This window comes from Helicobacter cetorum MIT 99-5656, from assembly GCF_000259275.1.
GTDB classification, from domain to species: domain Bacteria; phylum Campylobacterota; class Campylobacteria; order Campylobacterales; family Helicobacteraceae; genus Helicobacter; species Helicobacter cetorum.
The window spans coordinates 1,122,439-1,137,652 of sequence record NC_017735.1 but is presented as its reverse complement, the minus strand read 5'-3'; the positions used below and the strand labels follow the sequence as shown (position 1 = coordinate 1,137,652).

Genomic DNA, 15,214 nt, shown 5'->3' with positions numbered 1-15,214 from the left:
GGGCTTTTAGATATGCAAGCAGTTATTTATGGTAAGCAAGTTATCTCGCATGTTTTAAACTCTCATGGGAAAAAACTACAGGAAATCTATCTTTCTAAAGAAATAGATAAGAAGCTTTTTTTTGCCCTTAAAAAAGCATGCCCTAATATTATCAAAGTGGATAATAAAAAAGCACAAGCTCTTGCTAGGGGGGGGAATCATCAAGGGGTTTTAGCCAAAGTGGAAATGCCTTTAGCTTGTTCGTTAAAAGAAATCAAAAAAGGCGAAAAGCTTTTGGTACTTTGTAGCATTACTGATGTGGGTAATATTGGGGGGATTTTTAGAAGTGCGTATTGTTTGGGAATTGATGGTATTATCCTAGATTTTGCTAAAGAATTTGCTTATGAAGGAATTGTGCGCTCTAGTTTAGGGCTTATGTATGATTTGCCTTTTAGTGTTGTGCCTAATACACTAGATTTAATCAATGAGTTAAAAACCAGCCATTTTTTATGTATAGGGGCTACAGCAGAAGGTTCTACGCAATTAGAAACATCAAATCATCAAAAATACGCTCTTTTTTTGGGGAGCGAGCATGAAGGCTTGTCAAAAAAAATTCTTGCTAAAATGGATGTGCTTATGGGTGTTAAAATGCGGCGGGATTTTGATTCGCTTAATGTGAGTGTGGCGGCAGGAATCCTAATGGATAAAATCAGCTAGGTGGTGGATAAAATGGAGCAGAATAAAAAGAATTTAGAAGATTTGGATATTTCTAAGGATATTCAAAAAATTTCTAAAAATATTTCTGGTGCGACTTTAGAAGAGTTATCGCTTAAAACTTTGGACAAGAATTTGCAGATTTTGAGAGACATCGGAGTGCAAGAAATCTGTAAAGCCACCAAAATCGCTTCTAAAAATATCAATTATTTGTTAGAGAAGCGTTATGAAGCTTTATCAAGGGTGCATGCTAGGGGCTTTATACAGATTTTAGAGCGTGAATATAAGATTGATTTGAGTGCGTGGATGATAGAATTTGATAAGGTGTGTATTTTTAAAGAAGGCGTAGGGGAAAATCTTACTAAAAATCAAGAAGCAAGTCTTGAAGAGAAAGCAACTCATAAGCATAAGATTGAATTAGATTACAGCATCAACCAAGCAAATATTTCTTTGTCTAAAAAGTCTTCAAAATGGAAAGTATTTGTTTTAATAGGCATTATCCTTGTATTGATTTTGATTATTTTTGTTGCTCAAAACAGCCTTTCTAATGACCCTTCTCTAAAAGAAGAGAGCCATAAAGAATTAGAAAAAAGCCCTATAGCTAACCCTAAGAGTTCATCAGATTCAAATTTGTCAGAAGAAGCCACATTAGAGCCACAGCAGGACAAAAGCACAAAGCTTGACAAAGAAGAAGAGCTTGAAGCTATCTATATCATGCCCAAGCAAGATGTTTGGGTAGAAGTGATTGATTTAGATGAAAAGAAAAACTCTTTTCAAAAGATTTTAAAAGAAAATTACTCTCTAGCGACAAATAAGCACCGCTTGTTATTGCATTTTGGACATGGAAATCTTGCCCTTAAAAGTCGTGGGGAATTGCAAACTTTTAGCGATAATAAAACCAAACGATTTTTATATGAACCAGCTAAAGGTCTAGAATTGATTAATGAGTCTCAATATAAAAAGCTTCAACAATGAGCTACAGATACTTTTTTTTAGTCCTTATTATAGGGGGATTTTTAAGAGCTGATGCTTTGGACGCTAAAATTGAGAGCTTGATGGGGGAGCGAGCCTATCATGTTAACAAGCATTTTTTGGAGCGCTTGTTTAAAAATCGCAGTGCTTTTTATCAATCAGGGCGTTTAAATTCGCTCAAACTACTGAATACTTTGAAAGAAAATGGGCTTTTATCTTTTAATTTTGACAAGCCAAGTGTGCTAAAAGTTACTTTCAAAGCTCAAAGCAACCCCTTAGTGTTTGCTAAAAGCATTAATGATTCTTTGAGCATGATGGGGTATTCGTATGTTTTGCCGATTAAGATGCAAAGTGATTTGGGCACTAACACCTTTTCATATGAGCTTAAAACTGAATATGTCCTAGACCCGAATATTTTAATAGAGACTATGAGTAAGCATGGATTTAATTTTGTGGATATTAGACGAGTGTCTCTGAAAGAATGGGAATACGACTTTAATTTACAAGAGATTAAGCTTCCTAATGCTAGAGCCTTGGTTTTGAGTAGTGAGCCTATGGAGCTTAAGGAAGCGAGTGGGAAGTATTGGTTTAGTGTCAATCAAAATGCATATTTACAAGTTAGCTCTAACAACCCTTTATGGAAACCAAAAATTGTTTTTTATGACAGCCATTTAAAAATCATTCAAATTATTTCTGAAAAGCACCAACAGCAAGAAATCGCTCTTAATTTGCTTGATGGGGTGCGTTTTATTCAAATCACTGATGCGAGAAACCCTAATATCTTAAAAAATGGTATTAGTGTGGTTTATGATGTTATGCATGATTAATCAGGGGTTATTTTTGAACCCTTTCTTTATAATACAAACTATGCAAAATTTTAACTTCTTCCACTTCTTTTTTACCATTTATCATAGAATGTAAAGAGCCTTTAATGGCAAAAATAGACATGTATAAATGCGTGATAAATAGCCCCACAACCACTAAGCCTAAGAGATTATGAATAAGGGCAACTAATCTTAAGAGTGAAATTTGATACACACCTAAGCTAGAAGCTAGAAAATTCAAATTAAGGTTATTAAAATACAAAATCGCTCCACTAACAATCATTACTAAGCCCCCTAGAGTCGCTACCCAAAACCACATTTTTTGTCCGGCATTAAATTTATAAGCCGGCACTTCTCTTTTTTCTTTAGAGAGATAGCCCCCCATAATGAGTAGCCATTGTAAATCCGCTACTTTAAAAAACATGTCTTTAACCCACATTAAAAACATAGGCAACACCGCTATGGTAAAAATCACACACCCAATAGAGTGTAAGATTCTACACGCCCTAACAAACGCCCCACCACCAAAAAAATCGCCCCAAATCATAATCAGTCCGGTTGGCACTAATAAAATAAAGCCCACAGCACTAACCCAGTGGATAATGCGATTAAAAAGATTAAAAAAAGTGATTTTTGTTGCGCTATGATTAAAAGTTTTTGCTCCAATAGCTAAATAATGCGCCACAAAGCCTAAAATCACGCCAAAAAACACCGCTACATACAACCAAATAAAATATTGCCCTTGTAAAAGAGTCCATATTGCGCCTAATTGTTTGGTGTGGGTTTGTCCGTAGTTTAAAATACCTAAAACCCTTTCTGTATCTAGGGGCGTAGCGCTTAAAAAGGGGCATAACCCCCCTAAAAATAAAAGAGCGCTTTTAATCTTTTTCATGCTAATCCTTTTTGGTGGTTTTAGGGGCGTTTGGACGAACTCGCATCTTCAAGTTGGTGTTTAAGCTTAGTTTTAAAATCTTGTGCGTTAGCATATTTACTCATCACTCTTCTTCTATAGACTTCTGCCACGCTATTTGCATCACCAACTAATAGGGCATTAGTCGCACAAGTGGCCGCACACATAGGCACTTGCCCATTTGCAATGCGATTGACCCCATAAAGTTTCATTTCTTTTTCTGAATTAGTTTCTGCGGGGCCTCCCGCACACATGGTGCATTTATCCATAACCCCCCTAACGCTAAAAGCCCCATCTCGTGGGAATTGTGGCGCGCCAAAAGGGCATGCATACAGGCAATACCCACAGCCTATGCAAGTTTCTTTATTATGTAACACAATGCCATCTTCTCTAATATAAAAGCAATCTACCGGACACACTTGAGCACAAGGGGCGTCCGTGCAATGCTGGCATGCAATAGAAATGGACTTTTCCTTGCCTTCAATGCCTTCATAAAGCGTTACGACTTTACGGCGATTTAGCCCCACTTCTAATTCATTAGAATGGCTACAAGCCACGCTACACGCATAGCAACTAATACAACGATTATCATCGCAATAAAATTTCATGCGATTTGGTATAGGCTCAGTTTTAGGAGCGTCTTTATACACAAGATTTGCCATAATTCTTCCTTTTAAGCTTTTTCAATTCTGCATAATCCGGCATTAAATTCCGGAATTTGCGTAACCGGGTCAAAGCCATAGTTGGTAATGGTGTTTGAGCTTTCACCGATAGTATAAGGCTTAGTGCCTTTAGGGTAGCGATGAGATAAATCCACGCCTTGTAAAATTCCTGCAAAGCTATAAGGCATGCAAATCCTATCAGCGGTTACTGAATAGCTATGAATGGCTTTCACTTTAATCTTAGTGCCTTGTGGGGAATGCACCCACATCATATCGCCATCTTTAATGCCATGATTTAGGGCTAAATCCGGATGGATATGACAAAACATTTCAGGCGTAATATGCGAAAGATACTTGCTCGTTCTCTCTAACATGCCCGCCCCACTTAAATTAACCAAACGCATACTAGCAATGATAATAGGAAAATCTTTCGCCCAAACTTGTTTTTCTTGCTCGCTAATATAACGCACATCTACCCTAAAATTATTCGTTTGGTCTTTGAATGTGGGGTATTTTTTGACTAAATCTGGGCGTGGAGAGTGTAAAGGCTCTCTGTGCTTAGGAATTTGGTCGTTAAAATCCCACACAATCATTCTCGCTCTTGCATTGCCATAGACGCACACGCCTTTTTCATCAGCGTATTTTTGAATGAGACCACTTGTATCTACTTTCCAGTTATCGCCCATGATTTTTTTCTCATGCTCATTTAGTTTAATGCCTAGCACTTTTTCAATATTTGCTTTAGTAAGTTCTGGATAGCCCCCTTTAATATGAGAGCCTTTGACACTCACGCTTTTATCCGCTAATAAATCATGCCTATTATGCTCAAGTCCAAAGCGGTTTCTAAAGCCCATGCCCCCAGCACTTGTAGGCACAGAAACATCGTATAAAATAGGCGTTCCAGAGTGCTTAGGCGTCCAAGCTGGCCATGGCAAGCCATAGAATTGCCCTTTCATAGCCCCCTTACCCTCTAGGCTAATGTAATCAAACATATGCCAATTTTCTTGTTGGGCTTTTAATCTCTCTGGCGTCCAGCCCCCTAAGCCAATCACTTTAAGCGTTCGTGCCATTTCCTTACACGCATCTGTAGCAAAATCAAAGGCATCTCTAGTTTTGACTAGCTCGCCATTACTATCAAAATCACACATTAAAGCCTTAGTAAACTCTTCATAAAAGCCAAACTTTTTTGCCATTAAAAACATCAATTCATGGTCTTGCTTACACTCATATAAAGGCTTGACTACTTGAGAACGCCACTGAGCCGCTCTATTAGTCGCTACCACAATACCCTCATTTTCAAACTGAGTGGCTATGGGTAGGACATAGATATTGTCTTTTTTATCGCTCAAAATTGCCGCCTCATTTAAAAAAGGTTCAGCAATCACCATTAAATCTAATTTTTCAATCGCTCTTGCCATATCGGTGTTATGCGCTAGGCTAGTTACGCCATTACCTTGAACCCATAAGCCCTTAATAGGCGCACTTGAATAGGTCTTAGTCTCTTGTAAAACGCCCTCATACCACATAGAAAGCGAAAAGCCTTTTTTATGCATCCACTCAGGCGAAAAAAAGCGTTTTTGTAAATATTCATAGCTCACGCCCCAGCATTTTGCAAAATATTTCCAGCTCGCCTCGCCTAAGCCATAATATGCCGGTAAGCTATCAGCCACACAGCACATATCCGTTGAGCCTTGCACATTATCATGCCCTCTTACAATATTACAGCCCCCGCCTTTTTTGCCCATGTTGCCTAAAATAAGCTGTAAAATAGACAAAATGCGTGTGTTAGAGCTACCTACGCTATGTTGGGTAATCCCTAACGCCCATAAAAGCGTAGCGGGCTTAGTTTTAGCAAAAAGCTCGGTTACTTGATAAAGCAACTCTTTTTTCACGCCTGTAATATCTTCTACCACTTCTGGGGTGTAGTGCATAGCCTCTTTTTTAATCTCATCTATGCCATAGGCACGAGTTCTAATAGTCTCTTTATCTTCCCAACCATTTTTAAAGATTAAATGTAACATGCCATAAACAAAGGCAATATCTGTGCCTGAACGAATACGCACGAAAATATCCGCCTTAGCTGCAGACTTTGTAAAAACTGGGTCTATCACAATGAGCTTAGCGTTGTTTCTATCCTTAGCTTGTAAAATATGTTTAAAGCCAATAGGATTACTCACCGCAGAGTTTAAGCCCACCATTAAAATAGCTTTAGAATGCCCTACAATATCTCCAAAGTGATTTGTCATCGCACCATACCCCCAAGTATTCGCCACACCGGCGACTGTTGTGCTGTGTCAAATCCTTGCTACATGGTCAATATTATTAGTCCCATAAAAGGCTGCAAATTTTCTCCAATAGTAAGCTTGCTGAGAGTTCATTTTTGCACTCCCTAAAAACATCATGCTATCTGGACCATGCTCTTGTCTCATTTTTAGCATTTTTTCACTAATTTCATTAATAGCCTGCTCGTAGCTAATGCGCTTCCATTCGCCATTTTCCTTTTTCAAAGGGTATTTAAGACGCATTTTAGATTTGACTAAGTCAATCTGGTCTACCCCCTTACAGCAATGACTTCCTGCACTAATAGGGTGGTCTTGGGCGACATCTTGTCTAATCCAAACCCCATCTTTAACCTCAGCAATAATCCCACATCCTGCAGAGCAAATACTACAAATAGTCTTTACTCTCTTAACTCCGGCATTTGGGTCTATTATCTTGTCCGTTTTTTTGACCTGATTTTCTCCAAATGCAAGGCTTACGCTCGCACCAGCTCCTATAGCGCCCATTTTTAAAAAAGAGCGTCTACTCAAAGGCTTTTGTTCCATGCTATTTCCTTTCTTTAAGATTACCAAACGGTTTTATAAAAATCTTCCCACGCTTGGGTTTTATGATAAAGAATTTCTTTTTTATTGCTCTTACCGATAACTACACCACTGCTATCACTTTGTGTGTTGGTGAATTTTTTGCTAGGCATAGTGGCTTTTAAACTCTCACTTGCTAAGGCAATGCCACCTAAAGCAAGCAGAGCTTTTTTGAGTGCGTTGCGTCTTTGCATATTTTTCCTTTCAATTAAGATTAAAAAACAATCTTTCATGTTTTATAAAGGTTCTCAAAATACTAGCAAAATTAAGATAACAAACACTCTTTGGGTGCGTTTGTAAATTTTGTAAGAAATCATCGCAAAAGAGATGAAAAAGCTCTTTAAACAAGCGTTCGCATAAAAGATAGGCTTTTTTGTCCTTGTTTATACATTCAAATAATAAGGCGTTCATTAAAAGGCTTAAAAAACTCAAATCATCTTCACTGATTTTTTGCTTGATTAAGGGGCTAGTGATTTCTAGTTGTGAAAGCTTTAAAATCTCAATCGCTTTTAAGCGTGAAAGGGCGTTTTCTTGCTTGTCTATATAAAAGGACGCGCTTAGTGGCACAAGGTTATAACTAGGCGAAAATAACACTAAATTCTGCTCGTTTTTAAAATTTTCAAAATTTAAGTGCGTTTTTAAATTGTGCCATGCGTTTTGTGAAGTCTCATCAAAACTAAATGATGATAAATGATTAACTAATTCTTGTAAGACTAAAAAATCTTTTTCTTCTTCTATGAAACTCACTAAATAATGCCAAAACCTATAATACAACGCTCTAGCTTTGAATACATTTTCATCTATTTGCATATCTTCACTTTAAAATAGAATTAATATCTAAAAAATCTTCTAGCATAATCTTAACCTTACAATCAGCACACGCATAAAGCGCAGCGATTTTTCTCTTATCATCTTTAAAAATGGGGGTCATCATATTAGCGATTTTTAAGACACTTTTTTGCGTGCCAATAGGCTTAGAACACATTTTACATTGAAAAATTTCATCTTTAGCTAGGACAATAGGCTTAAAGTAATTTGGCTCTAAACTAATGCCATCTCTAAATAAAGTCAAACAATTTTTTTCAGGGCAAATACTTTCGCAATACCCACAAGTGGTGCATAGACTTCCATTAAAGCTTAGGGTGTAGTTATTGCCATCAATGCTTAAGGCATTTGTATTACACGCCCCTACACATGATAAGCACAAGGTGCAATTATCTTTGATCTCAATATGCCCGTAGCGGATAAATTCTCCACAACTTGTTTTTTCTTTATAGTTTGTTTGACCTACTATAAAACTAATCCTTTGAGAAAAATTATCTCTTTTAGTGTGTTGTATAGTAATAGGGGGTGTGAAATGCGTTTGTGGCAAAGTTTGAGCGTTATTTAAATGCGTTTGTAAGCTTTCTAAATCACTCGCTACTAAAATAGCGTCTGTTTTATAGATAGCTTGATAAATTTCATTTAAAAGCCGAATGCTTTCTATTGTGCCACTGCTTAGTTCATTAAGCTCTTGGGCAAAAAGCACGATTTGAGAGCCACTTTCTTGTAAAAGTGTGAGTAAGTAGGTTTGCTCTAACACATTAAGGTTTAAACATAGGGGCAAAACTTCTTTTTTAAGATTGATTTTTAAATTTTCTAAGTCTTCAAACCTGTCTAAAAGTAGGGGAGTGTATCCTTTGTATAATTTAGAAATTTCTTGAAAGCTTTCTAAATTCATTTTATTATCCACTAACGCCCCGCTAGGACACACGCTTATACATTTAGCACAATCTATACAAGCACTATGATTAATAACCAAATGGCGGTTATCTTCGCATGTTAGATTATTTTTAAGAGCGATTTCTTTATCTAATTTTGTGATAGCTAGGCTAGGACACACTTCAGTGCATTTGGCACAGCATTCAGTTTGGCGCTTATGATACTGACAGATATTTGCGTTATAGCTAAAATGTTCTCTTACTTCTTGGAATTCTTGCTCTTGCTTTTCTATAAAGCTGATTTTAGTGTTATCAAAATCAAATTTAAGAGCATTCACTTCATATAAAACACTCAAACTTTGAGCTAATTCTAAAGCATCTTGTGTGGAATTTTGGATTAAAAAATCCACTTCTTTAGCAATGACTTTAGCTTTAGGATTTTCAACATTACACACTACGCATTCTATATTAGAAGTTTCTTCTATGCTGATGTGGTCATGCAATATAATATTAGGGTTTTTAGGGTCTTTTACATAAACAAATTCAATCATTTTCTTATTATAGGATAATTAATGAAATAAAAATTAAATGTTTAAAATTTGTTTTTTAAACCCATATTTTTAAAGGTATTTTAGCAATTCTTCTTCATTCAAAATAGTAACACCATGTTTTTGTGCTAGAGCCAGTTTTGAGCCAGCGTTTTCTCCAGCGATGAGAAAATCTGTTTTAGTGCTCACGCTTGAAGCAATTTTTGCCCCTAGGTTTTCTAGCATTTGAGCGTATTCTTGCCTTGGTTTAGAAAGCGTGCCAGTTAGAACAATGGTTTTATGGCTAAAAATAGAGTGGCTCAAAATCTCTATTTTTTCTTCAACAATAGGGTTTAATAAGTTAAATAAAGCTTTAACAAATTCTTTATTGCTCGCATAAAAATTCGCCAAAGAATGTGCCATTTCAACCCCAAAACCTTCTATCTTTAAAAACTCTTCTTCGCTTTTTTCTAATGCATTCAAACCATATTTTGCTAGAGTTTTACTCGCTCCCTTACCGATATGCTCAATCCCTAAAGCATTGATTAAACGCCATAAGGGTGGGTTTTTGCTCTTAAAAATGGCATCTAATAGGTTTTGAGCCTTTTTGATTTTAAATTTGTCTAGTTGCATTAAATCTTCTAATTTTAAAGTATATAAGTCTAGGGCATTAAGAATAAGCTTTTCTTCAAAAAGTTGTTCTATGACTTTATCGCCTAAGCCTTGAATATTTAATGCGTCCTTAGAAGCAAAATGAATCAAGCTTTCTTTAAGTCTTGCGGAACAATTAATATTTTGACAATAAGTAAAAATCTCTTCACATAAAAGCTCATGCGAACATATAGGGCAATATTTAGGGCGAATAATGGGGTGTTGTGAGCCATCTCTATAATGTTCTAAAGGTTTGATGATTTTAGGAATCACATCACCACTTCTAATAACTACGACCATATCATTAAGCATAATATTCTTTTTTTCAATTTCAGAATAATTGTGTAAAGTCGCTTTAGTAATCAATGCCCCAGCAATTTCTACAGGTTCTAAAAGAGCTACAGGAGTTATAGCTCCACTACGCCCTACTTGGTTAATCACTTCTAAAATCCTCGTGTGTTTTTCTAGGGCTGGAAACTTATACGCACAGGCAAATTTAGGGGATTTTTGGGTGTAGCCTAGCTCATTTTGTGTGCTTAGTTCATCAATAACGATTACCATGCCATCTAAAAGGGCTTTAAACTCATCTCTTTCTTTAATAAGCATGTGATAGCTTTGTTCTATCTCTTCGTGGTTTTTATTTAAACTTAGATATTCAATCGCACTAAAACCCAAAGAGACAATAAAATCCAAACATTCCTTAAAGCTTAGAAAATTTAAAGAATGCTTACCCACGCCCCAAGGAATAAATTGCAATTTACGCTTTTTTGTGATACTACTATCAAGCTGTCTCAAACTCCCTGCAGCAGCATTTCTAGGGTTAGCAAATAGGGATTCGTTAGACTCTAAGCGTTCTTTATTTAAAGTTTCAAAATCATCTTTAAAGATAATCACTTCGCCCCTAATTTCTATTTCTTCATCATAAGAAATAATGTGGGGAATGTTAGCGATATTTTTTGCATTCATGGTAACTAATTCGCCTTCCAAGCCATTGCCCCTAGTAGTTGCACTCACTAATTTGCCCTTATTGTATAAAAGATTTAAAGAGACCCCATCAAGTTTGGGTGAACACACAAATTTAGTGTTAGGATAGACTTTTAAAATGCGTTGCAACCAAGTTTGTAATTCGCTATTATTAAACACATCATCTAAGCTCCACATCCGCACCAAATGGGGGTTTTTATTAAACTGATTTAGCGTAGTAGCCCCAACTTTTTGAGTAGGGGAATTAGCTTGAACTTGGCTAGGATTTTTTTCTTCATAATCTTTTAATTCTTTATAGAGTTCATCATAAGTGGCATCACTCACTATGGGTTCATTGAGATTGTAATAATGGTGTGATAATGTATTTAAATATTCAATTCTTTCTAAATATTCTTCTTGGCTTTCTAGCATATTCTAAAAACCTTTTAAACTAAATTAGGGTAGTATTATAACATTTAATCTCTGCAAGGCTTAGGGGAATACAAGTGGTAAAAGACATTGATAAGACGACTTCTTTACACTTAAATAATGAAGCACAATTTTTATGTTTTAGGGTAGATGAAGAAAAAGATGCTCAACTTTATGGCATGAATATTTTTAAGATTAGAGAAATCATTCATTATGATGGGGAGATTACAGAGACTATGGGGGGAAGTGATAGCATGATGCTTGGATTTCTCACCGTTAGGGGTGAATCCATTCCTTTAGTAGATGTGAAGCGGTGGCTACATTATGATGCTAGTTATTCTAATCGTGATTTAAAAGAATATGGCATTACAGATACAAATAATCTTGTTATTGTGTGTCATTTTTCTAACCACCTAGTGGCTCTAAAGGTTTTAAAGATTGAGAGAATCATTCATAAAAATTGGAATGAAATTAGTGCCGGAGACAAACAAGGCATTAGTGCTGATGGAAAGGTTACAGCTATCACTCGTTTTGATGATGAAAGGGTTATGCAAATTTTAGATGTAGAAAGAATGATAGGCGATGTTTTTCCTACCATGAAAGATTTGGATGCATTGACCTTGCGTTGTATGGAAGCTATCCAAAGTCAAAAGCTTATTTTAATTGCTGAAGACTCCCTAACTGCCCTTAAGACTTTAGAAAAAATCGTTCAAACTTTAGAATTACGCTATTTAGCCTTTTCAAATGGAAAGGAATTGTTAGATTATTTGTATGAAAAGGATAATCATAAAAAAGTAGGCGTTGTGATTACGGATTTAGAAATGCCTGTAACTTCAGGATTTGAAGTGTTAAAAACCATCAAAGCTGATGAGAGAACTCAATACATTCCTGTGATTATCAATTCATCTATGAGTAGCGATTCTAATCGTCAATTAGCTAAATCTTTAGAAGCAGATGGTTTTGTGGTAAAATCTAACATTCTTGAAATCCATGAAATGCTTAAAAGAGCGCTTTCATAAAATTCAATTTTTAATGATTAAATTTAAAGGGATAAAAGCATGCGAAGTCATTTATGTGCAGAAATTTGCGAAAAAGATGTTGATGAAATAGTCAAAGTTGCTGGGTGGTGCAACACTTATAGAGACCATGGGGGCGTAATTTTTATTGATTTAAGAGATAAGAGTGGTTTGGTGCAATTAGTGTGTGACCCTAGCTCAAAAGCTTATGAGAAAGCTTTGGAAGTGCGTAATGAATTTGTGCTAGTAGCTACAGGAAAGGTGCGCTTAAGAGGGCAAGGGCTAGAAAACCCTAAGCTAAAAACAGGAAAAATTGAAGTCGTTTTAGAAGATTTGGTGGTTGAAAATAAGAGTGCGACTCCACCCATTGAAATTGGTGATAAAAGCGTGAATGAGGACTTACGCTTAAAATACCGCTATTTGGATTTACGCTCCAAAGAGTCTTATGAAGTCTTTAAATTGCGTAGTGAGGTAGCCCTTATTGCTCGTAATGTTTTGGCTCAAAAAGGCTTTTTAGAGATTGAAACCCCTATGTTGTCTAAAATCACGCCTGAAGGGGCAAGAGATTATCTTGTGCCTAGTAGGGTGCATGATGGCGAATTTTTTGCCCTTCCTCAAAGCCCGCAATTATTCAAGCAACTTTTAATGGTAGGGGGAATGGATAGGTATTTTCAAATCGCTCGTTGCTTCAGAGATGAAGATTTGAGAGCAGACAGACAGCCAGAATTTACGCAAATTGATGCCGAAATGAGTTTTTGTGATGAAAATGATGTAATGGGCGTGGTAGAAGATTTATTACAAGAGATTTTTAAAGCAACTGGACATGTTATCTCTACGCCTTTTAAACGCATGCCTTATAGTGAAGCTATGGAAAATTATGGGAGCGATAAACCGGATTTGCGTTTTGAGTTACCTTTAGTAGAAGTAGGGGATTGTTTTATGGATAGCTCAAGCCCTATTTTTTCTAGTATCGCACAAGATTCTAAAAATAAACGCATTAAAGCTTTGAATGTCAAGGGGGCTGATGAAAAATTTAGTCGTAGCACTTTGAAAGAATTAGAAGAATTTGTGCGTAAATTCGGAGCGCAAGGGTTAGCGTATTTGCAAATTAAAGACAATGAGATTAAGGGGCCTTTGGCTAAATTTTTAAGTGAACAAGGGCTTAAGACCATTTTAGAGAGAACTAACGCACAAGTTGGGGATATTGTCTTTTTTGGAGCAGGGGATAAGAAAATCGTATTAGATTACATGGGGCGCTTGCGCTTGAAAGTAGCTGAAATGCTTGATTTAATTGATAAAGATGCCTTAAATTTCTTATGGGTAGTGGATTTTCCTATGTTTGAAAAAACAGAAAATGGCTATCACGCCGCACACCACCCCTTTACTATGCCCAAAAATATAGAATGTGAGAATATAGAAGAGATTGAAGCTTATGCGTATGATGTGGTGCTTAATGGTGTGGAGCTTGGTGGGGGAAGCATTAGAATTCATAAAGAAGAAATTCAAAAGAAAGTCTTTGAAAAGCTCCATATCAATGAAGATGAAGCTAAGAATAAATTTGGCTTTTTGCTAGAAGCGTTAAAATTTGGTGCACCCCCCCATGGTGGCTTTGCGATAGGCTTTGACAGATTGATTATGCTTATGACAAAGTCTAGCAGCATTAGAGATGTGATTGCATTTCCTAAAACGCAAAAAGCTTCATGTTTATTAACTGATGCACCTAGTTCTATTAGCGAAGAGCAATTGAGAGAATTACACATTCGCTTAAGAAACCCTAAATAAAGAAAGGATACTATTTGAAACAACTATTTTTGATTATTGGAGCCCCAGGTAGTGGTAAAACCACTGATGCAGAGATGATTGCTAAGAATAGCAGCGAGAAAATCGCTCATTTTTCTACTGGGGATTTACTAAGAGCTGAGAGCGCTAAAAAGACAGAGAGGGGCTTACTTATTGAAAGTTTTACTTCTAAAGGTGAATTAGTGCCTTTAGAAATTGTGGTAGAAACGATTCTTTCAGCGATTAAAAGCTCTAGTAAAGAAATCATTTTAATTGATGGTTATCCTAGAAGCGTAGAGCAAATGAACGCTTTAGATAAGGAATTAAACGCTCAAGATGAAGTGGTTTTAAAAAGCGTGATTGAAGTAGAAGTGAGTGAAATGGTTGCTAAAGAGAGAGTTTTGGGGCGCTCAAGAGGAGCTGATGATAACGAAGTGGTGTTTAATAACCGCATGAGAGTGTTTGTAGACCCCTTAGCAGATATTCAAAACTTCTACAAGGCCAAGAACTTGCATAAAACTATCAATGGCGAAAGAAGTATTGAAGAAATTGTGAGTGAAATGCAAGCATACATTTTGTCTTTTGGAACTTGTGGATGCCCTTCACAATTTGTTGGGGGGGGGGGGTAATTTGATTCCTGTATATATCATCTCTTTAAAAGATAGTAAAAGGCGTTTGGATACTGAAAAATTGGTTTTAGAATCTAACGAAAAGTTTAGGGGGCATTGCGTTTTTCATATTTTTGATGCTATTAGCCCTAAACACGAAGATTTTGAAAAATTAGTTAAAGAGCTTTATAATTCTTCAAGTTTGTTGCAATCTGATTGGTTTCATTCTGATTATTGTTTTAAAGAATTATTGCCCCAAGAATTTGGATGTTATTTAAGCCATTATTTTTTATGGGAAGAGTGTGCTAAATTGAATCAACCTGTCATTGTTTTAGAAGATGATGTAGCCTTAGAGTCCAATTTTATCCAAGCCCTAGAAGATTGTTTAAAAAGTCCTTTTGATTTTGTAAGACTCTATGGGCATTATTGGGGAGGCCATAAAACCAATTTTAACGCACTTCCTTTATATACAGATATTTGGGCATCCGTTGGAGAAATACCCATTGAAAACGATAAGGTTACCCCCCCCCCCATTCACCACAAGAAATACAGCAAAACCCTGTTATTGATACACAATTAACCCCTAAAGAACTATCTCGGCCTTGTAAAACAGCGCACT

At 36.3% G+C, this 15,214-nt stretch carries 14 protein-coding genes; 7 read left to right on the top strand and 7 right to left on the bottom strand.

Annotated elements, in window-relative coordinates; genetic code table 11:
• The first annotated feature begins 12 nt into the window (after positions 1-12).
• The 3 genes from rlmB to HCD_RS05435 are packed head-to-tail and all read left to right on the top strand — an operon-like array spanning position 13 to position 2,492.
• Positions 13-696: a 23S rRNA (guanosine(2251)-2'-O)-methyltransferase RlmB gene (gene rlmB, locus HCD_RS05445; RefSeq protein ID WP_014659574.1), complete on the top strand. Its 684-nt coding sequence runs from the start codon at positions 13-15 to the stop codon at positions 694-696.
• A gap of 12 nt (positions 697-708) precedes the next feature.
• Positions 709-1,668, top strand: coding sequence for a hypothetical protein (locus HCD_RS05440; protein WP_014659573.1), 960 nt, complete (start codon positions 709-711; stop codon positions 1,666-1,668).
• Positions 1,665-2,492 carry a hypothetical protein gene (locus HCD_RS05435; RefSeq protein WP_014659572.1) on the top strand — a complete coding sequence of 276 codons (828 nt, stop codon included), beginning with the start codon at positions 1,665-1,667 and terminating at the stop codon, positions 2,490-2,492. Before HCD_RS05440 ends, HCD_RS05435 begins: the two co-directional genes overlap by 4 nt.
• A gap of 7 nt (positions 2,493-2,499) precedes the next feature.
• On the opposite strand, the gene HCD_RS05430 is transcribed toward HCD_RS05435, so the two are convergent.
• From HCD_RS05430 to ligA, 7 genes are all read right to left on the bottom strand, one after another.
• A complete protein-coding gene (locus tag HCD_RS05430; protein ID WP_014659571.1) occupies positions 2,500-3,381 on the bottom strand; it encodes a formate dehydrogenase subunit gamma in 882 nt (293 codons plus the stop codon).
• Between the two features lie 20 nt (positions 3,382-3,401).
• Positions 3,402-4,061, bottom strand: coding sequence for a formate dehydrogenase FDH3 subunit beta (gene fdh3B, locus HCD_RS05425; protein ID WP_014659570.1), 660 nt, complete (start codon positions 4,059-4,061; stop codon positions 3,402-3,404).
• 11 nt (positions 4,062-4,072) lie between these two features.
• Entirely contained in the window at positions 4,073-6,886 is a 2,814-nt protein-coding gene (locus HCD_RS05420) for a formate dehydrogenase subunit alpha (protein ID WP_227624858.1), read from the bottom strand.
• A 20-nt stretch (positions 6,887-6,906) separates the two neighbouring features.
• Entirely contained in the window at positions 6,907-7,116 is a 210-nt protein-coding gene (locus HCD_RS05410; RefSeq protein ID WP_041594830.1) for a hypothetical protein, read from the bottom strand.
• 10 nt (positions 7,117-7,126) lie between these two features.
• Positions 7,127-7,732 (bottom strand): hypothetical protein, encoded by a 606-nt coding sequence (locus HCD_RS05405; protein ID WP_014659566.1) that lies wholly within the window; start codon positions 7,730-7,732, stop codon positions 7,127-7,129.
• 4 nt (positions 7,733-7,736) lie between these two features.
• On the bottom strand, positions 7,737-9,173 hold the full coding sequence (locus HCD_RS05400; RefSeq protein WP_014659565.1) for a 4Fe-4S binding protein: 1,437 nt from the start codon (positions 9,171-9,173) through the stop codon (positions 7,737-7,739).
• A 69-nt stretch (positions 9,174-9,242) separates the two neighbouring features.
• Positions 9,243-11,195 (bottom strand): NAD-dependent DNA ligase LigA, encoded by a 1,953-nt coding sequence (gene ligA, locus HCD_RS05395; RefSeq protein WP_014659564.1) that lies wholly within the window; start codon positions 11,193-11,195, stop codon positions 9,243-9,245.
• Between the two features lie 74 nt (positions 11,196-11,269).
• On the opposite strand from ligA, the gene HCD_RS05390 reads away from it, so the two are divergent.
• The 4 genes from HCD_RS05390 to HCD_RS05375 are packed head-to-tail and all read left to right on the top strand — an operon-like array spanning position 11,270 to position 15,175.
• Positions 11,270-12,211, top strand: a complete 942-nt coding sequence (locus HCD_RS05390) for a chemotaxis protein (protein WP_014659563.1) — start codon at positions 11,270-11,272, stop codon at positions 12,209-12,211.
• A 39-nt stretch (positions 12,212-12,250) separates the two neighbouring features.
• Positions 12,251-13,990 (top strand): aspartate--tRNA ligase, encoded by a 1,740-nt coding sequence (gene aspS, locus HCD_RS05385; protein WP_014659562.1) that lies wholly within the window; start codon positions 12,251-12,253, stop codon positions 13,988-13,990.
• A gap of 14 nt (positions 13,991-14,004) precedes the next feature.
• Complete coding sequence (locus HCD_RS05380; RefSeq protein ID WP_014659561.1) at positions 14,005-14,616, top strand: adenylate kinase; 612 nt, start codon at positions 14,005-14,007, stop codon at positions 14,614-14,616.
• A 1-nt stretch (position 14,617) separates the two neighbouring features.
• Complete coding sequence (locus tag HCD_RS05375; RefSeq protein WP_041594916.1) at positions 14,618-15,175, top strand: glycosyltransferase family 25 protein; 558 nt, start codon at positions 14,618-14,620, stop codon at positions 15,173-15,175.
• The last annotated feature ends 39 nt before the right edge of the window (positions 15,176-15,214 follow it).